This window comes from Arthrobacter sp. NamB2 (assembly GCF_005281365.1).
GTDB lineage: Bacteria > Actinomycetota > Actinomycetes > Actinomycetales > Micrococcaceae > Arthrobacter_D.
Genome location: NZ_SZWI01000002.1, coordinates 113,843 through 131,228, shown reverse-complemented (window position 1 = coordinate 131,228; position 17,386 = coordinate 113,843). Strand labels below are relative to the sequence as shown.

Genomic DNA, 17,386 nt, shown 5'->3' with positions numbered 1-17,386 from the left:
GGCCGTCACTGCACTTGAAATCGACCGCCTGGAAGGCAAAGACGTGTCAACCAACTCGCTGAAAGCGTCGACCGACAGAGGCCGCGCAGGCGACAAGATCTTCTCCGGAGTATCCCTCACCGCCGGGGTATTGATCCTGGCAGTGCTGTTCAGCGTTGCCGTCTTCCTGCTGGTGCAGGCAGCGCCCACCTTCTCCGCCGATCCGACGGAGGTCACGGGAGGCAACGGCTTTTCCGCCTACATCCTGCCGATCGTCGTCGGGACGGTCGTCGCAGCGACCATCGCCCTGCTGATCGCGACACCGATCGGTATCGCCGTCGCACTCTTCATCTCCCACTACGCCCCCCGCCGTCTCGCCCGCGCCTTCGGCTACGTCATCGACCTGCTGGCGGCGATCCCCTCGGTCATCTACGGCGCCTGGGGGTACATCGTGCTCGCTCCGCAGATGGCAAAGGCCTACGCGTGGCTCGCCGAGAATCTCGGCTGGCTCCCGATCTTCGCGGGTCCTGCGAGCCAGACGGGCAAGACGATGCTCACCGCCGGCGTCGTGCTCGCGGTCATGGTCATCCCGATCATCACCTCCCTCAGCAGGGAGATCTTCCTCCAGACGCCCACCCTCCACGAGGAGGCAGCGCTCGCGATGGGCGCCACCCGCTGGGAGATGGTGCGGATGGCGGTCCTGCCCTTCGCCCGACCTGGAATCATCAGTGCGGCGATGCTCGGCCTCGGCCGGGCTCTGGGAGAGACGATGGCGGTTGCGCTGGTGCTCTCGCCCGGCGCCCTCGGCGCGAGCCTCATCAAGACGGGCAACCAGACGATCGCGGCCGAGATCGCGCTCAACTTCCCCGAGGCCTTCGGCCTGCGTCTGAACGAGCTGATCGCAGCAGGCCTCGTGCTCTTCGTCATCACGCTGATCGTCAACATGATCGCCCGCTTCATCATCACCCGGCACAAAGAATTCTCGGGAGCTAACTAAATGGCAGCGAACCAGACGCTCCAACGTCGCCAGTCCCAGCTCACACGCGGGCACCTTCCCTCGTACGCCGTGTGGGTCGTCCTCGGCGCCTCGGTCATCCTCGGAGCGGCGATCGCGTCCCTGATCGGCTTCACCGTCGTCGGGTGGGCGATCATCTCCGCCATCGTCTTCGTGGTCGCGGCAACCATCGTCACCGCCGTGGGGGAAGGCGAGCGCAAGGCGAAGGACCGCCTCGTGACGTTCCTCGTGTACGGTGCCTTCCTCGTCGCGCTCCTGCCGCTGATCTCGGTCATCTGGACCGTGCTCGAACGGGGCGTCCCCGGCCTCAGCTACAACTTCCTCTTCACGTCCATGAACGGACTGACGGGTGCGGTGGACAACCAGGCGGTCGAGAACGGGACGCCCGTGCTGGGCGGCGCCTACCACGCCGTTCTCGGTACGCTCCAGATCACGCTGTGGGCGACGCTCATCTCTGTGCCGATCGGACTGCTCACCGCTGTGTACCTCGTCGAGTACGGATCGGGGAAGAACCTCACGAAGGCCATCACCTTCTTCGTCGATGTCATGACAGGCATCCCGTCGATCGTTGCCGGTCTCTTCGCGGCCGCGCTTTTCGCGCTGCTGTTCGGTCCCGGTACCCGGACCGGGTTCGTCGCTGCGGTCGCCCTCTCCGTCCTCATGATCCCCGTCGTGGTGCGCTCCACCGAGGAGATGCTGAAGATCGTTCCGAACGAGCTCCGCGAGGCGTCCTACGCGCTGGGCGTCCGTAAATGGCGCACGATCACGAAGGTGGTCATCCCGACGGCCATCTCGGGTATCGCCTCTGGCGTAACGCTCTCGATCGCGCGCGTGATCGGCGAGACCGCACCTATCCTTGTGACGGCAGGGTTCGCGAGCTCCATCAACACGAACGTCTTCAGTGGCTGGATGAGTACGCTTCCCACCTTCATCTACTACCAGATCCTCACTCCGACCTCCCCGACATCGCCGGATCCGAGTACGCAGCGTGCCTGGGCCGCCGCCCTCCTGCTGATCCTCATGGTGATGCTGCTGAACCTGGCCGCCCGTTTCGTCGCCAGCTTCTTCGCCCCCAAGACCAGCCGCTGACCACGCGCGGTACCTACCGATAAGGAAGCAATGTCCAAGCGAATCGACGTAAAGGACCTGAACGTCTACTACAGCAAGTTCCTTGCCGTGGAGGACGTCAACATCAACATCGAAGCCCGTTCTGTGACCGCATTCATCGGTCCGTCGGGCTGTGGCAAGTCGACCTTCCTCCGCACCCTCAACCGCATGCACGAGGTCATTCCCGGCGCACGCGTCGAGGGCGAGGTGCTGCTCGACGGCGACAACCTGTACGACACGGCTGTTGACCCCGTGACCGTGAGGGGCCAGATCGGCATGGTGTTCCAGCGGCCCAATCCGTTCCCCACGATGTCCATCCGTGACAACGTGCTGGCCGGCGTGAAACTGAACAACAAGCGCATCAGCAAGTCCGACGCCGATTCGCTCGTCGAGAAGTCCCTCCAGGGCGCGAACCTCTGGAACGAGGTCAAGGACCGCCTCGGCCGACCCGGTTCGGGTCTCTCGGGTGGGCAGCAGCAGCGCCTGTGCATCGCCCGCGCCATCGCGGTATCTCCCCAGGTGATCCTCATGGACGAGCCGTGCTCCGCACTGGATCCTATTTCCACCCTGGCCATCGAGGACCTCATCAACGAACTCAAGGCCGAATACACCGTGGTGATCGTGACCCACAACATGCAGCAGGCGGCGCGGGTCTCCGACAAGACGGCGTTCTTCAACATCGCGGGTACGGGGAAGCCGGGCAAGCTCATCGAGTACGGCGACACCACCACAATCTTCAACAAGCCGGCCGTGAAGGCCACGGAGGACTACGTCTCCGGTCGCTTCGGATAGGGAAGCGGCCTTCCCGAAAGCGCAGAAGAACGACGACGGCGGCTCCCGAGGGGGCCGCCGTCGTCGTTGGTGGGACTCTGCGACAGGGCCGCGGCTTATCGCGCAGCGGCCGCGGTGTTCCGGAAACGGGCGCCAACCCGCCTGCCGGACGGACGTGCATCAGCGTGCGGTCAGAGCAGCGGGCTCAGGGCGAGGAAGAAGACGGCTCCCAACAGGGCGGTGACGGGTGCCGTGCCGAGCCACACCGCGAGGATCCGGATGGCGCGCGGCCGCTGCACGGATGCGAACCGCTGGTTCGCTCCCGCGCCGACGATCGCCGACGTCATCGTGTGCGTGCTCGACAGCGGGAAGTGCAGGGAGATGGCCCCGATGAACAGCATCGCCGAACTGACGCCCTGGGCCGTCATCCCCCGCAGCGGATCGATGTGCACCAGGCGGTTGCCGAGCGTATGCGTGATACGCCAGCCTCCGAACAGGGACCCCGCTGTCAGCAGCACCGCGGCGAAGACCTGCACCCAGAGGGGCATGTCCGACCCGGTCGCGTAACCCGCGCCCACGAGCGCCAGCAGGATCACCGCCATGGTGCGCTGGCCGTCCTGCAGTCCGTGCCCGAGCGCGAACGCCCCGGCGAGGACGGACTGCGCCATGCGGTTGCCACGGTTGACCTTCGCGGGCGAGCCGTGGCGCAGCAGCCACGTCGCGGGGAAGACTGCAGCGTACGCCAGGAGATAGGCCACGACAGGCGAGAGCACGAGCGGCAGTGCGATCTGCAGCAGGAGCGCCTCGCCCGCACCGTTCATCGCCGGACCGTTCGTCACCTGCGACGCTGCACCCGCCCCGATGATGCCGCCGAGTAGGGCGTGCGTCGACGACGAGGGCTTGCCGCGATACCAGGTGAACACACCCCAGATACATGCTGCGACGAGTGCCGCGATGAGGATACCGAGCCCGGTCGGGCCCGAGGGGAGACCGATGCCCGCATCGGTGAAGAAGAGTGCAAGGGACGTGCTGAGCAGAGCCCCCACGAGGTTGAACGATGCTGCGAGCAGGACGGCCAGGGTCGGCGTCAGCGCGCGCGTCCGGACGGCTGTGGCAACGGAGTTCGAGACATCGTGGAAGCCGTTGAGGAAGGCGAAACCGCCAGCGGCGACGATCACCGCGCCCAGGAGGAGGAGCTCCACCTACGATTCCTTGACGAGGATGCTGCCCACCTGGGTGGCCACTCTCCGGATGTCCTTGGTGACATCGACCAGCTGGTTCGCCACATCGCGGTGCCGTGCGTAGACGAGGGGCTTGTGGTCATTGAGGAGCTCGGCGCACCAGCTCCGGTGGGTACGCTCGGCCCGCCTGGCCAGCCGCAGGATCTCTATCCAGTACTCCTCGAGGTCCTCCATCGAACCGAGCCGTTGCATGGCGACGGCGGTCAGCTCCGCCTGCCGATTGATGACCTCGAGCTGGTCGGCGGCCCGCTGGCTCAGTTTGCTCAGTTTGTACAGGGCGATCAGCTCGCCGGCGCCATCGAGCTTCTCGATGGCTTCATTGAGCAGCCGGGACAGGACGTAGAGGTCTTCTCGCGGGAGCGGATTGATGAAAGAGGTCCGCATCGAGGTCAGGAGGGCGAAGTGCAGGTCCGTCGAGGCGGACTCGTGCTGGTGCAGTTCCTCCGAGAGGCGGTCGTACTCCTGGGTGGATGCGCCGAGGATGGCGGACATCGTCCCGACCCCGAGCACGAGCTGTTGGGCCATGCTCGAGAGCAGTTCGAGCCCAGCGTTCTCCTGCGGGAAGAGGCGTAGTTTCACGGAGTCTTCCTCGAAGGATATGGGCGGATCGGCGTGCCTCCAGCGACCGTGCTGGGTGCCGGAGGGCAAAGTAGTGGCGCCGAACCGGGAGCGCCTCTCGGCGGAAGGCCGCTCGAAGCGGCTGAGTGTTGAAGCCCGGGGGTTCCACGGTCCGACGCCGTGTTAAGTCTTGCCGTCCCCGGTGCCGCTGTCAACATCAGCCCCAGCGGGCGGTTCAGTCCAGTTCTCCCCGCCGCCACGACGCGGCGGCGTGTTCGAGATCCTCGGCTGTCTTGATGAGCTGGTGGGAGTTGCGCGTGAGCTTCGATGCGCGGGGGCCATTGGCGAGCTCGGTGTCGTCGGCGTGATTGGCCTGGCCCAGCGCGACGACGCGGCAGAAAGCTGCGAACCGCTCGAGGGCGACGTCGAAGTCTCCTTCGAAGGCCCCGGACAGGATCGTGTCCGCCATCGTGGTCATTTCCGTAGCGCCCGGCGGTTCGGCGACGCCAGCAACGACCTTCGACACCTGAGCCACCTCCTTACCGGAAGCGAAGTAGGCGGCGATGCGTTCGGGATTCTGCTGTGTTGCGGCGCGCAGCGCGTAGAGACGCCACAGAGCGCCGGGCAGTGAGCGTGCCGGGCTCTCGGCCCACATCTCCGCTATCGCTTCGAGGCCCTGCTGGTCGGCCAGTTCGACGAGGCGGCGTGTCACGTCCGGATCGTCGGCGTCGCGACCGTGGTGCACCAGGGCGTGCGCGGCCATGTGGGCAGCCTCCGAGACCCGCGAAGGATCGACTCCACCCGCGAAAACCTCGAAATCCGCGGGAGCGAATGGCTTCGGCTTGTGGGGCCGCGGGGTGTTGTTCGTGTAGTCGCCGTCCATGGAACGAGGATACTCCTGCGCACATTCGCACCGGATGCCGTGGTGCGGGCGCATTCCTCCGACCGGGCACGATTGCGATAAAGTGAGCGGGTCGTCGGCGCACGGATGTCCCATCCTCGGAGGGGCCGAGCGCGGACGGAATGGCGGGCCCTTAGCTCAGTTGGCTAGAGCAACGGACTTTTAATCCGTGGGTCGTGGGTTCGAGCCCCACAGGGCCCACCCGTGAACGAAAAGGACCTCGGAATCGTCCGGGGTCCTTCTTCGTGTCCGGGTCTAGGCGGAGACCTCGTGGACGACGAACGCTGTGAGGAACCCCAGGGCGGCGATGAGCCCTGTGAGCAGGTGCTGCCGCTCGAAGGCCTCCGGAATCATGGTGTCGGCGACCATCGCGAGGATCGCACCGGCTGCGATCGCCGTGATGAAGGCGATTGTCACGCCCGACGCCCCCGCCAGAAGCGAGTAGCCCACGAGGGCGGCGATGCCGGACGTGAGCGCGATGCCGCCCCACAGTCCGAAGACGTACCGGGAGCTGCGGCCGGCGTTCTTCATTCCGGCGGTACTCGAGAGCCCCTCGGGGACGTTGGAGATGAAGATAGCAACGAGCACCGCGGGATTCACCGCCCCACCGGCCACGAGGCCGAGCCCGAGGACGACCGATTCCGGAACGCCGTCGAGCAGGGCCCCGAGTGCGATGGCGTTGCCGCTGCCGGCGTCGTCGCTCTCCGACGGCTGTTGCCCACCCGACCGCTTGCGGTGCTGCGCGCCCCTGCGCGCCAGTACTGCATTCGCTCCGACGTAGGTCACCGCTCCGACCAGGAAACCGAGCGCCGTGGGCACGAGCCCACCCACCTCCTGTGCCTCGTCCACGAGTTCGAAGGCGAGGGCGGAGATCAGGACGCCGGCACCGAACGCCATCACGAAGGACACGACCTGTGGCGGCACCTTCCACTTCCATGCGATGGCGGCCCCGAGGACCAGCGCACCTCCGGCGACAGATCCCCATCCGAACGCCTGCAGCCACAACGGCACGGAGCGCCTCCTTCCGGTGCCTAGCAGGCACGACGACGAAAAACCTGGCCCAGCCTGTCACAGCAGGCCGGCGCGGGCACGACATCCAGCAGTTCGGCCAGGGATTGACTCATCGCGCTCGCTCGTTTGCACTTGTACGAGGAACGGGGTTGTGGCGGGAGCCGGAAGGCTCCCGGCACCGATCGAGGAGGAATCGATGGACGCCGTAGGCCTGATCGGAAGCATGGCGGCATGCGTCGCCATGGCGGGTGCTGCCGCTGTCACGGCATGGCGGTTCGACGTCGCGTCGCGTCGCAACCGAGCGGCCGACGACTACTTCTGGATAGTGTTCGGCGGCGTCGTCGTCGTAGCCGGCGCGGGAGCCGCCCTTCTATCCGTCGGCCCCGCGTGGCTTGCCGCAGCCGTCGCAGCCGCCTCGATCCCGGCGGCCGCCGCATGGGCCTGGCTGCGGCACGCGCAGCGCGGGCGCCTCGCCGAGGGATCGGCACGTGGCGAGGCCTGGGCGGACCTGTGCCGCAGACATGACGAGGTCGTCGCGCGCTGGGTGGACTACGACGTCGATCCCGCGAAGGCAATCGCATTCCCCGGGATGCATCGCACCGGTGACCCTGCGTGCCGGCCGGTGGTCCGAGCGCTTCGCGCAGCAGGCGCCGAGCGGGACGCCGGAGCGGGACCGGGCTCGCATGGTGCCGTCGCCGCACACCGGTACGAGGAGGCGGTGATGCGTCTGGAGCGTGCTTTCGACGCTGCCGAGCATCAGGTCCGCTCGTCTGGTACAAGGCTGCCCGGACGGCACCGGGCAGCTTCTGGTCGACTTTGAATCGTTACCTGGGGGCCCCCTGTCGGCGGACTCCGCGGGCTAGGCTCAAGTTACCGGAGCAAACCACCTCCGGTGCCGAACGTCCCCCTTCGGGCGATGCCGGTCTCAAGATGTAAGGGGGAACCATGCGTGTCCTGGCGCGATGCTCGGCCGGCCTGTTGGCCGTGTCCCTCCTCGTCGTGGGTGCGCCGGGAGCGTTTGCAGGTCCACCGGACGACACACGCTCCGTGGTTCCCGATGGGCTGGCCAACAAGCAGAACCTGCGGATCGCAACCTACAACGCGAGCCTCAATCGGTCGGCCGCGGGCGAACTGGTGCGGGACCTCGGTACGCCGGAGAACGCCCAGGCCAGGGCGATCGCCGAGGTTCTCCAGATCACCCGGCCCGAGGTGGTCCTGCTCAACGAGTTCGACTACGACGCCGGTGGCACCGCGGCCGACCTCTTCAAGCGGAACTACCTCCGCGTCAGCCAGAACGGCAAGGCGGCCCTCGACTACCCCTACGTCTACACCGCCCCGTCGAACACGGGCGTACCCAGTGGACTGGACCTCAACAACGACGGCACGGTCGGTGGCGCCGAGGACGCGCTCGGATTCGGGGCGTTCGAGGGCCAGTACGGCATGGTCATCTACTCGCAGTACCCGATCCAGACCGAATCGGTCCGGACATTCCAGCACTTCCTGTGGAAGGACATGCCAGGCGCGCTCCTTCCCGACAACCCGGCCACCGCGGAGCAGGGCGACTGGTACTCGGAGGCCGAGCTCGACGTCCTTCCCCTGTCCAGCAAGTCTCACTGGGACGTCCCGCTGAGCGTCGGCGGAAAGACGGTCCACGTCCTTGCAAGCCACCCGACTCCTCCCGTCTTCGATGGCAAGGAGGACCGCAACGGCAGGCGCAACAGTGACGAGATACGGTTCTGGTCCGATTACGTGACCGGCGGCCCCGGTGCTTCCTACATCTACGACGACGGCGGCGTTACGGGCGGCCTCAAGCGCGGCGATCGTTTCGTGATCCTCGGTGACCAGAACAGCGACCCTCTCGATGGGGACTCACTGCCCGGGGCGATCGACCAGCTCCTCGGCAACAAGCTGGTGCAGGACCCCCAGCCGTCCTCGTCCGGAGCCACGGAGGCTGCCGCCTTGCAGGGTGGCGCGAACGCGGCCCACCGGAGCGACCCGCGTTTCGACACGGCCGATTTCGAGGATCGGAATGCCGGCAACATCAGGGCGGACTACGTGCTTCCCTCGCGCACCCTGCGCGTCTCGGGATCGGGCGTCTTCTGGCCGCGCGTGGGCTCGCCCGGTTCCGAGCTGACCGGCATCTTCCCCTTCCCCACGAGCGACCACCGGCTGGTCTACGCCGACATCGTCGTGAGCGGCACCAAACAGAGGTAGGCCTCGCAGGCGCCCTGGCTCCGAGCGACCCTTGTCCTTCGCATGACGGCGGGTGTACCGTCGAAATCATGAGGACACTTCTTTTTCAGTAACTGAGCCGGCTCCTGCCGAGTTCAGCGCCACTTGTCGATGACAGCACTCCAAGGGCGTCCACTGATCGTGTCCATGTTCGAGCACCTACGCCGCGTCCCGACGCGTTCCGTGGTGCCTGGTCTGGAGCTTCCGGTGGGCGCAAGCACCAGGAAGGTACACCATGACCAGCACCCCGAAGAAGAATCAGCCCGGTGCCGCCAAGGCTACGGCGGCCCGGAAACTGCAGGACGACCCCCGGGCGCAACTCGCGCTCGCCAAAAAGAACCACGGCGCTGCCCCGACGGCCGCAACCGGCGCAGGCCATGCGAAGGCCGTGCATGAGAGCAGCAAGCAGGGCAAGAAGGAGAAGAAAGTGCGCTGGTAGGCCCGAACCGGGACAGCTGCCGAACGGTTAAAGTGGAGCTGGCTCCGAGTTCTGCGTATGGGGGAATCGCAGAAATCGGAGCCAGCCATATCAGTATACTGCGACGACAGACCGAAAAGTCCAATCGAAAGGTGATGATGGCCGTCACAGCCAAAGCGTTCCAGCTGTGGCGTTCCCGGATCGCACCGCAGGACACGGTGTCCGACGTGTGCCGCGTTGCGGGAATCAAGCGATCAACGCTCGCCCAGCAGCTCGTCCGAGGCAAGGTCTCGGTGCCGACCGTCGTCGCCATCGCTCGCGGGTACGGGCTCCCGCCGGTGAACGCGCTCGCCGTCTTCGACGGCTACCAGGACCTCCCGGCCGGCATCAAGGCCCCGACGGACGCCGAGCTCGTCAGTCAGGTCTCGCACATCGACATCCTCCGACTGCTCGTTGCGCGCAGCGAGGACAGGGAGTGTGCGGGCACCGATCTGCAACTGGACCTCGCCCCCTTCCCGCACCGCAATTCGGTCCGTGCGTGGGTCGAAGCCGTGGATCCGGGGGATCTTCGGCAACGTCTTGCCGAGAGCACCGGTGTTGCGCGCCAGAACCTCTCGGCGCAACTCACTGCGGGCCGCCTCGCTCCGGAGATCGCGGTGCAGGCGGCGCGGATAGCAGGGGTGTCCCTGACCAGCGGACTGGTGGTGACGGGGCTGCTGACCCCGGCGGAGGGCGGATGGCCGCCGGACGGCAGGGCGCGCGCCCTGTGTGCGTTGGCGGACCTGGACCTCGTGTTCCTGGCCCGCGACCGGCTCGACGTGCTCGGCAAGCAGATCCGGCGAGCCGAGCTCGACGACGGCAAGGATCGCGCGATGTGGGAGAACCTCGGATGAACGCGCTGATCATCCAGTGGGTTGCCTTGGGATTGTGCGTCCTGGGAGCTGCGGTGCGCATCCCGGGACTGCGCAAGCGGCATGGGCGTACGATCTTCGCGGCGCTCGTCCTGCTCACGGTCGCCGTCGCCCTGTCGATCGAGCCCATCTACCTGGCGGTCGACGGCCTCTTGGGCGGTGCGAACATCGCGAACCTGCTGCTCCGGCTGGCGCTGTACGCCGTCTTCCTGCTCCTCGGCATCAGGATGGCCGCAGCGTTCGACTCGAACCTGGCCCGCCGCCTGGTCGTCGGACCTGTCGGAGTGGCCATCCTGGCCCTGGTGGTCGCTGCAACGCTGTACTTCTTCGTGACGAGCGAGCTCTCCGGCAGTTCCACCGCGCTACGCGACTTCGGGGACCAGGACACGGTGCAGCACTATGCTGCGGCGGGGCGCCTCTACCCCGGCTACGTCGCGGCCTGCCTGGTCATCCCCGCGGTAGCGGCGGTTCTCGATCACGAGGCCCGCACCATCCACAGGGTTGCCTCTGCGTTCCTCGCCTGTTCATTCTCCATTGTTGTGGTGTTCGTGCTTCTGAGGCTTACGCCCGTGAACCTGATGGCGTGGGACATCGTTCTCCCGTTCTCGGCCATCGTGCTGACAGTGGTGGGCCTGTGCCTGATCTGGCTGAGCCACACGCTCGGCCGGAGGCGCAATCAGCAGGCGAACAAACTCGTCTGAGGGTGCGCGCCGCGAGCACGGATACCGCCTGCTGCATCGCAGGGGCGAGTGTGACCGAATCGTGTCCTGCCGGTATTCACGTATTCATGATCCTGTGCAAAAATAATGATTATGTAACTGCCGCTGTCCGTGGGGGGTCAGCGGATCGTTATCCGGCAAGTAGGTGAGTCCATGAGAACGGGTGGACCCACCTACTTGTTCTTAAGCTCGCAGAACGCCGAAAAGGGCACCCTTCGCCAGCCATCGCGGCGAAGAGTGCCCTTTCTCGTTGAGTGCCTACTCGGCGTCGTGGTCCGTCTCGATGATGCGGGCCAGGCCTTCGAGCGCTTCCTCCGCGCCCTCGCCCTCGGCGCGCAGGACGACGACGTCGCCGTTCGAGGCGCCGAGACTCATGAGGGACAGGATGCTGGAGGCGTCCATAGCTTCCTCTGCCGGCTCACCGTCCATGGCGATGGTGACCTCGAGGGGAAGCTCGCCGGCCGCCTCGGCGAAGATCGACGCCGGCCGGGCGTGCAGTCCGACGCGGCTCGCTACCGTCGCCTTGCGTTCTGCCATGATGTGCTCCTTCTGTAGTTGGTTCCAGTACAGCCAAGCGGACTGCCGGTCAGGCTGCAACCGGCTCGACGACGGGGGTGTCCTTCTTGCGGGTGGCGTAGCGCTTCAGCGCGATCACGGCGAGGGCCGAAACCACCGTTCCCACGATGATCGCGAGGACGAACATCAGGACGTTCCCGATGGCGAAGAAGACGAAGATGCCTCCGTGCGGTGCCTGCGAGGTCACTCCGGTCCCCATGACGATGGCACCGGTGACAGCCGATCCCACCAGGGAAGCAGGGATGACGCGGAGTGGATCGGCGGCGGCGAAGGGAATGGCCCCCTCGGAGATGAACGCCGCGCCCAGCAGCCAGGCCGCCTTGCCGTTCTCGCGTTCCGCCACTGTGAAGCGACGACGGTCGATGGTGGTGGCCAGAGCCATGGCCAGGGGCGGAACCATACCGGCTGCCATGACGGCCGCCATGATCTGCCAGGGCGCCTGGTTGTCGATGGACCCGGCGCTCAGACCGGCGACGGCGAAGGAGTAGGCCACCTTGTTGACCGGACCGCCGAGGTCGACGGCCATCATGAGCCCGAGGATGACGCCGAGGCCGACGGCGGCAGTGCCGGTGAGGCCTGAGAGCCAGGTGTTGAGTCCGGCGGTGATCGCGGCGATGGGGCCGCCCAGCACGAGGAACATCAGACCCGAAGCGACGATCGACGCAACGAGCGGGATGATGACGACCGGCATGAGGCTGCGGAGCCAGCGGGGGACCGAGAGGCGCCCGATCATCATGGCGACGTAGCCGGCGAGCAGGCCGCCGACGATGCCACCGAGGAACCCGGCACCCATGAACCCGGCAACGGCACCGGCGACGAAACCTGGTGCGATCCCCGGACGGTCAGCGAGGGCGTACGCGATGTAGCCTGCGAGGGCCGGGACGAGGAATCCGAGGGACAACTGGCCGATCTTGAAGGCCACGGCGCCGAGGTACTCGCCGAGCCCACCCGCGGGCAGGTTCGTGAGGCTGTTCTCCAGGACGACGGTGTCGGCCGTCTCGGTGATCAGGTAACCCCCGAGGAGGAAGCCGAGCGCGATGAGGAGCCCGCCTCCCGCGACGAACGGGATCATGTAGCTGACGCCCGTCAGCAGGGCCCGCTTGAGTGTGCTGCCGATGCTGTCCCTGGCTCCGTCGTCGTCCGCCTGCTCGTTGCCACCGGCGGTGCCGGCGACCCGGCGAGCATTCGGGTTCCGGGCGGCTGCGACAGCTTCCTCGACCATCACGCCGGGCTCGTCGATGCCGCGCTTGACGGGAGCGCTGATGACGGGGAGGCCGGCGAAGCGCTGCTTGTCGCGGACATCGACGTCGACGGCGAAGATGACGGCGTCGGCCGCTGCGATCACTGCGGGATCCAGGGGAGTGGCGCCGGAGGAGCCCTGCGTCTCGACCTGGAGGTCGATTCCCCGCTCCTTGGCGGCCGCGACGAGTGAGTCGGCGGCCATGTAGGTGTGGGCGATGCCGGTCGGGCACGCGGTGACGGCGACGAGGCGGCGCACCTTGGTGTCGGTACCGCCCTGGTCGACGGCGGGTCCGGTGGTGTCGGTACCCGAGGGCGAGGTGCCGAGCGTCGCGGCGGCTTCGCTCGACCGGGTGTCGTTCATCGAAGAGCCCGCGGTGCTGCCGGCATGTGCGCCGGCACCGGCGGTGTGTGGCGCGTCACCGAGCCCGAGTGCCCCGTTGACGAGGGCGACGACGTCGGCCGGGGTCTGCGCCGCTCGCAGCGAAGCGGTGAAGTCCTTCTTGATGAGCGACCGCGCGAGCTTGGACAGCAGCTTCAGGTGCTCTTGGTCGGCACCTTCGGGTGCGGCGATGAAGAAGACGAGGTCGGCGGGGCCGTCCTTGGCGCCGAAGTCCACGGCGGGAGACAGGCGTGCCATGACGAGTGTGGCCTCCGACACCGCCGTGGAACGGCAGTGCGGGATGGCGATGCCGCCGGGGATGCCGGTGGCGGTCTTCTCCTCCCGGGCGAGCGCATCGGCGAACAGGCCGTCCACCTCCGTGGAGCGCCCCTGTGCGGCGACCTGCTCCGCGAGATGACGGATCACCGAGGAGCGATCGCTCCCCAGGTTCCGGTCCAGAGCCACAAGCTCCGGGGTGATGAGATCGGACATCAGAATTCCTCCTGTGCGAGGGGCCCTGCGGTGGGCCCGGTTGCGCTTGGTTCGATCACGGGCAATGTGATCTTGAGGGGAGTGACCGCGACGGCGGCCGGCGTGGTCTGGTCGAGCGATGGAACGGTGGAACCGGGAAGGGCGGCGGCCGCCGACCCGTGGGCGACCGCCTGGCGCAGGCAGTTCTCCGGGAGTTCGCCTGCGCTGTGCGCCAGCAGGTAGCCGGCCAGCGCGGAGTCTCCCGCACCGACCGTCGAACGGGCCGTGACGGGCGGGTGCACGGCGTGCCATGCTCCCGCATTCGTCACGAGCAGGGCACCCTTGGAACCAAGGGTCGCCAGCACCGCTCCCACCCCGGCGGTGATGAGCACCGCGCAGGCCTTCGCGGCGAGTTCATGGTCCTTCTCGAGTTCGTCCCCCGTCCCGATGCCCGTCAGCTCGCTGAGCTCCTCGGCATTGGGCTTGAGGAGATCCGGCGCAGGTACACCGGCGGCGGCTTCGATCAGGGGTTCGCCGGAGGAATCGATGGCGACGAGCGGCGCCGACAGGCCGTAGGCCTCCCGGACGGCCGCTGTGACCCTCGTATAGAAGGTCGGAGGGACACCGGGCGGGAGTGACCCGGCAAGGACGAGCCAGTCCGCACCATCGCTCTCGGCGACGACCACGGCGAGGAGTTCCTCGAGATGTGCCGCGCTGAGTGCCGGTCCGGGCTCGTTGATCTTCGTCGTGGTGCCGTCGTGCTCGGTGATTGCGGTGTTGGTGCGCAGCCCCGCCCCGATCGGCACGTTGCGGAACGGGACGGAGACGCTGCGCAGCCCGGCGAGGACGGGGTCTGCGTCGTCGCCCGGGACGACGGCGAGCGTCCGGGTACCGGACATGGCAAGGGCCCGGCTGACGTTGACTCCCTTTCCGCCTGCCTCCTGTACGACGTGCACGGCTCTCTGGACGGCCCCGCGGACGAGCGGGGCAGCGAGCTCGACAGTCCGGTCGATGCTGGGGTTCGCTGTGAGGGTCAGGATCACGTGACGATCACCTCCACATCGGCGTCGGCGAGGGCCGCCGCAAGGTCGGCGCTGGGCGCCTGGTCCGTGATGAGTGCATCGATATCCTCCAGTTGGGCGAAACTGACCAGGGTCTCCTCGTTGAACTTCGACGAATCGGAGAGCAGCACCACCCGCCGCGCGGAGCGCACGATCGCCGTCTTCACCGCGGCCTCGTCGACATCGGGCGTGCTGAGGCCGAAGCCGGTGGCGAGGCCGTTCGCGCCGAGGAACGCGACGTCGGCGCGGAGCCGGGCGAAATGTGCCACGGTGCTGCTGCCGACGGCTGCGCTGGTCAGGGCACGGACACGTCCGCCGACGAGTTCCACACTCAGGCCGGCACCGGAGACGAGGGCCGCGATCGGAACGGAATGGGTGACCACCGAGAGATCCGACCGGGCCTCTTCGACGAGCAGTTCGGCGAGGGCGCCGGTGGTGCTGCCGGCGTCGAGCACGACGGCGCCCGTGTCGGGAGTGAGTGCCAGTGCCGCCTGCGCGATGCGCTTCTTCTCCGGGGAGTGCTGCGAGGAGCGGCTCGAGAGGCTCGGCTCGTGTGTTGTCGCACCGCTACCGGCGATGGCGCCACCGTGGACGCGACGCAGCACGCCGTCCTCCTCGAGGAGCGCGAGGTCGCGACGGACGGTCTCCTTCGTGATGCCGAAGCGGGAGGAGAGGCCTGCTACCGTGACCCGGCCGTCGGCGAGCACCAGCTCGCTGATCTGGCGATAGCGCTCTTCGGCGAACATGAGGACTCCGTTGTCTCCGACTGCTGTGCAGCGTGTGGTTTTATCTGTGTTTGAGTGACTCTATCTGTGGTTAATGCGCATCGTCAACAGGTTCTTCCTCTCCCAGAAGCAAACACAGATGACGAAGGGCCGGAGCGGTTGTCCGCTCCGGCCCTTCTGGAAGTGCGGCCTGGGGTCTTCCCGCGGCCTAGAGGCCGGTGTCGCGCGTCTCGTTCCTCGTGACGGTCTCTCCGGTGTGTGGGTCGACGACGGACCGTGACTCGGAGATGCGGCTCTGCCTCCTGGGTGCGGCGAGCAGTAGGGAAGCGATGAGGCCGAGCACGCCGACCGCCATCAGGATGTACCCCACGAGGTTGATGTCGACGATGCTGATGACGTCGGCCCGAATGGCAAAAGCAAGAATTGCACCGAGTGCAATGAGGAAAATAGATGAACCGATTCGCATTGGAAAAGCTCCTTCGGGTTGGCGTTCGTATGTGTTTCGAGAAATCCCCCAACGGGTTTCACCGTGCGCGCGGATCATCATCGAACCGACCCCACTGCTGGTCATCATACGGGCGAATCCCCGTCCTTCTGCGGCTCTCGGCCCTCCAGGTGCGGAAGAGTCGCAACGCTACATTTTGGGAAAGATTCACCGGGACGACTTGAGAAGCGCGATTAGTACGGTGCTAGGATTGCACTCTAAGCATGCTGATGAAGTACAGTCGTTAACAGTTGCGCTTCGGTGCATCAGAATATTAGGCAGCATCCCGTCCGCGGACGGGGAGCTCACAATCACTCAAGGAGCACCTTATGAGTTTCATCGGTTTTCTTATCCTCGGCCTCATCGCCGGAGCACTCGCCAAGCTGATCCTGCCCGGTAAGCAGGGTGGCGGCATCTTCATCACGATGCTGCTCGGCGTCATCGGGGCGTTCCTCGGCGGATTCATCGGCGGAAGCCTCTTGGGCGTCGATCTCGGTGGCACCTTCTCGCTGATGTCGATCCTCTTCGCAGTCATCGGTGCGCTGATCGTGCTCGTCATCTACGGCGCCATCACCAAGCGCGGCTCGCGCGTCTAAGCATCAGCAGCATGTAGCTGGACCTTTGGGGGGAACAGCTGCCGAAGGGCGCCACCGACCAACGGTGGCGCCCTTCGCTGTTCACGGCCCGTGCGCCAGGAGAAGAAAGCCCCCGCCCTCTCCGCGCGGCGCCACTACACTCTTCACAGACTGCTTACCGATCCGATCCAGCCCGGTCCGGGAGGACCACCATGTTCGGCCGAAACAAGGAAAACCCAGCCGTCAAGGCTGCGAACGGAACGCTGTTCGACAAGGACGGAAACCCCAAGCCTGCGATCCTCCGTGGTATCGAGCGGGCCCTCGACGTCCAGCGTCCGTTGATCATCTCGAACCTGAACCGGCTTCGTCGCCGACACCCGGAGGCGTCCCCTGCCGAGCTTGCCCGCCTCCTGGAGCGTGACTATCTCCGCGCGACGACGGCTGCTGGAGCCGCCGTGGGAGCGACTGCTGCGGTCCCCGCCGTCGGAACGATCGCGTCACTCGGGTTGTCGGCAGCGGCGACGATCGGCTTCCTCGAAGCGACAGCCCTCTACGCGGACTCGATCGCCGAACTGCATGGTGTGAACACCGAGGATCCCGAGCGCTCCCGTGCCATGGTCATGGCGATCCTCATGGGTGAGGAGGGGACCGCGCTGATCCGGTCGATCCTCGGCGCCTCCGCCGGCCAGGGTGCTCCGCAGTACTGGGGTCAGCTGGTCAACAAATCGGCGCCGTCCTCGATGGTCAAGACCTTGACCGCCTCCATCCAGCGGCGGTTCCTCAAGAAGTTCCTTGCCAAACAGGGAGGCTTCATGCTGGGACGCGCCCTGCCCTTCGGTGCGGGCGCTGTGATCGGCGGGACGGGCAACCACCTCATGGGCAAGGCCGTGATCCGCACGACGCGCGAGGCGTTCGGCCCGTTGCCCCAGACCATCCCCGGGGAGCTGGCCGACGTGCTGCAGCTTCCCGAGCCGGGCACCCGGCAGCAGCAGGCCTAAGCCGCCGGCGAA

Annotated in this window: 19 protein-coding genes and 1 tRNA gene; 11 read left to right on the top strand and 9 right to left on the bottom strand. The window is 66.7% G+C overall.

Features of this window, described 5'->3' with window-relative positions; translation table 11 throughout:
- Positions 1-43: 43 nt before the first annotated feature.
- The 3 genes from pstC to pstB are packed head-to-tail and all read left to right on the top strand — an operon-like array spanning position 44 to position 2,893.
- Positions 44-976, top strand: coding sequence for a phosphate ABC transporter permease subunit PstC (pstC, locus tag FDK12_RS04275; RefSeq protein WP_137368412.1), 933 nt, complete (start codon positions 44-46; stop codon positions 974-976).
- A complete protein-coding gene (gene pstA, locus FDK12_RS04270; protein WP_137368411.1) occupies positions 977-2,083 on the top strand; it encodes a phosphate ABC transporter permease PstA in 1,107 nt (368 codons plus the stop codon).
- Positions 2,084-2,113: 30 nt separating this feature from the next.
- A complete protein-coding gene (gene pstB / locus FDK12_RS04265) occupies positions 2,114-2,893 on the top strand; it encodes a phosphate ABC transporter ATP-binding protein PstB (protein ID WP_137368410.1) in 780 nt (259 codons plus the stop codon).
- 170 nt (positions 2,894-3,063) lie between these two features.
- Here the strand turns inward: pstB and FDK12_RS04260 are convergent, their stop codons facing one another.
- The 3 genes from FDK12_RS04260 to FDK12_RS04250 all read right to left on the bottom strand — a co-directional run bounded on the left by FDK12_RS04260 (position 3,064) and on the right by FDK12_RS04250 (position 5,554).
- Positions 3,064-4,074 (bottom strand): inorganic phosphate transporter, encoded by a 1,011-nt coding sequence (locus FDK12_RS04260; protein ID WP_137368409.1) that lies wholly within the window; start codon positions 4,072-4,074, stop codon positions 3,064-3,066.
- Positions 4,075-4,692 (bottom strand): DUF47 domain-containing protein, encoded by a 618-nt coding sequence (locus tag FDK12_RS04255; protein WP_104116662.1) that lies wholly within the window; start codon positions 4,690-4,692, stop codon positions 4,075-4,077. It abuts the gene before it with no gap.
- Between the two features lie 214 nt (positions 4,693-4,906).
- On the bottom strand, positions 4,907-5,554 hold the full coding sequence (locus FDK12_RS04250; protein ID WP_104116663.1) for a hypothetical protein: 648 nt from the start codon (positions 5,552-5,554) through the stop codon (positions 4,907-4,909).
- Positions 5,555-5,699: 145 nt separating this feature from the next.
- Between FDK12_RS04250 and FDK12_RS04245 the strand changes: the two genes are divergently transcribed.
- Positions 5,700-5,773 (top strand) — tRNA-Lys (locus FDK12_RS04245).
- Between the two features lie 54 nt (positions 5,774-5,827).
- Here FDK12_RS04245 and FDK12_RS04240 read toward each other — a convergent pair.
- On the bottom strand, positions 5,828-6,583 hold the full coding sequence (locus tag FDK12_RS04240) for a ZIP family metal transporter (RefSeq protein WP_137368408.1): 756 nt from the start codon (positions 6,581-6,583) through the stop codon (positions 5,828-5,830).
- 196 nt (positions 6,584-6,779) lie between these two features.
- Between FDK12_RS04240 and FDK12_RS04235 the strand changes: the two genes are divergently transcribed.
- The 5 genes from FDK12_RS04235 to FDK12_RS04215 all read left to right on the top strand — a co-directional run bounded on the left by FDK12_RS04235 (position 6,780) and on the right by FDK12_RS04215 (position 10,845).
- Positions 6,780-7,403, top strand: coding sequence for a hypothetical protein (locus FDK12_RS04235; protein ID WP_137368407.1), 624 nt, complete (start codon positions 6,780-6,782; stop codon positions 7,401-7,403).
- Between the two features lie 125 nt (positions 7,404-7,528).
- Positions 7,529-8,797, top strand: a complete 1,269-nt coding sequence (locus FDK12_RS04230) for an endonuclease/exonuclease/phosphatase family protein (RefSeq protein ID WP_137368406.1) — start codon at positions 7,529-7,531, stop codon at positions 8,795-8,797.
- 253 nt (positions 8,798-9,050) lie between these two features.
- Positions 9,051-9,254, top strand: coding sequence for a hypothetical protein (locus FDK12_RS04225; protein WP_137368405.1), 204 nt, complete (start codon positions 9,051-9,053; stop codon positions 9,252-9,254).
- A 137-nt stretch (positions 9,255-9,391) separates the two neighbouring features.
- Entirely contained in the window at positions 9,392-10,126 is a 735-nt protein-coding gene (locus tag FDK12_RS04220) for a hypothetical protein (RefSeq protein WP_137368785.1), read from the top strand.
- Entirely contained in the window at positions 10,108-10,845 is a 738-nt protein-coding gene (locus tag FDK12_RS04215; RefSeq protein ID WP_137368404.1) for a hypothetical protein, read from the top strand. Before FDK12_RS04220 ends, FDK12_RS04215 begins: the two co-directional genes overlap by 19 nt.
- A 276-nt stretch (positions 10,846-11,121) precedes the next feature.
- Here the strand turns inward: FDK12_RS04215 and FDK12_RS04210 are convergent, their stop codons facing one another.
- The 5 genes from FDK12_RS04210 to FDK12_RS04190 form a co-directional block, all read right to left on the bottom strand.
- Complete coding sequence (locus FDK12_RS04210) at positions 11,122-11,400, bottom strand: HPr family phosphocarrier protein (RefSeq protein ID WP_137368403.1); 279 nt, start codon at positions 11,398-11,400, stop codon at positions 11,122-11,124.
- Positions 11,401-11,449: 49 nt separating this feature from the next.
- Complete coding sequence (locus FDK12_RS04205; protein WP_137368402.1) at positions 11,450-13,552, bottom strand: fructose-specific PTS transporter subunit EIIC; 2,103 nt, start codon at positions 13,550-13,552, stop codon at positions 11,450-11,452.
- The gene (locus FDK12_RS04200) at positions 13,552-14,574 is read right to left on the bottom strand and encodes a 1-phosphofructokinase family hexose kinase (RefSeq protein ID WP_137368401.1); all 1,023 of its coding nucleotides are present in this window, start codon (positions 14,572-14,574) and stop codon (positions 13,552-13,554) included. The genes FDK12_RS04205 and FDK12_RS04200 overlap by 1 nt, the downstream gene beginning before the upstream one ends.
- A complete protein-coding gene (locus FDK12_RS04195; RefSeq protein ID WP_137368400.1) occupies positions 14,571-15,338 on the bottom strand; it encodes a DeoR/GlpR family DNA-binding transcription regulator in 768 nt (255 codons plus the stop codon). The genes FDK12_RS04200 and FDK12_RS04195 overlap by 4 nt, the downstream gene beginning before the upstream one ends.
- Positions 15,339-15,525: 187 nt before the next feature.
- Positions 15,526-15,783, bottom strand: a complete 258-nt coding sequence (locus FDK12_RS04190; protein WP_137368399.1) for a DUF6458 family protein — start codon at positions 15,781-15,783, stop codon at positions 15,526-15,528.
- Positions 15,784-16,130: 347 nt separating this feature from the next.
- On the opposite strand from FDK12_RS04190, the gene FDK12_RS04185 reads away from it, so the two are divergent.
- Positions 16,131-16,397, top strand: a complete 267-nt coding sequence (locus FDK12_RS04185) for a GlsB/YeaQ/YmgE family stress response membrane protein (protein WP_104116674.1) — start codon at positions 16,131-16,133, stop codon at positions 16,395-16,397.
- Positions 16,398-16,588: 191 nt separating this feature from the next.
- The gene (locus FDK12_RS04180; protein WP_137368398.1) at positions 16,589-17,374 is read left to right on the top strand and encodes a hypothetical protein; all 786 of its coding nucleotides are present in this window, start codon (positions 16,589-16,591) and stop codon (positions 17,372-17,374) included.
- Positions 17,375-17,386: the final 12 nt, after the last annotated feature.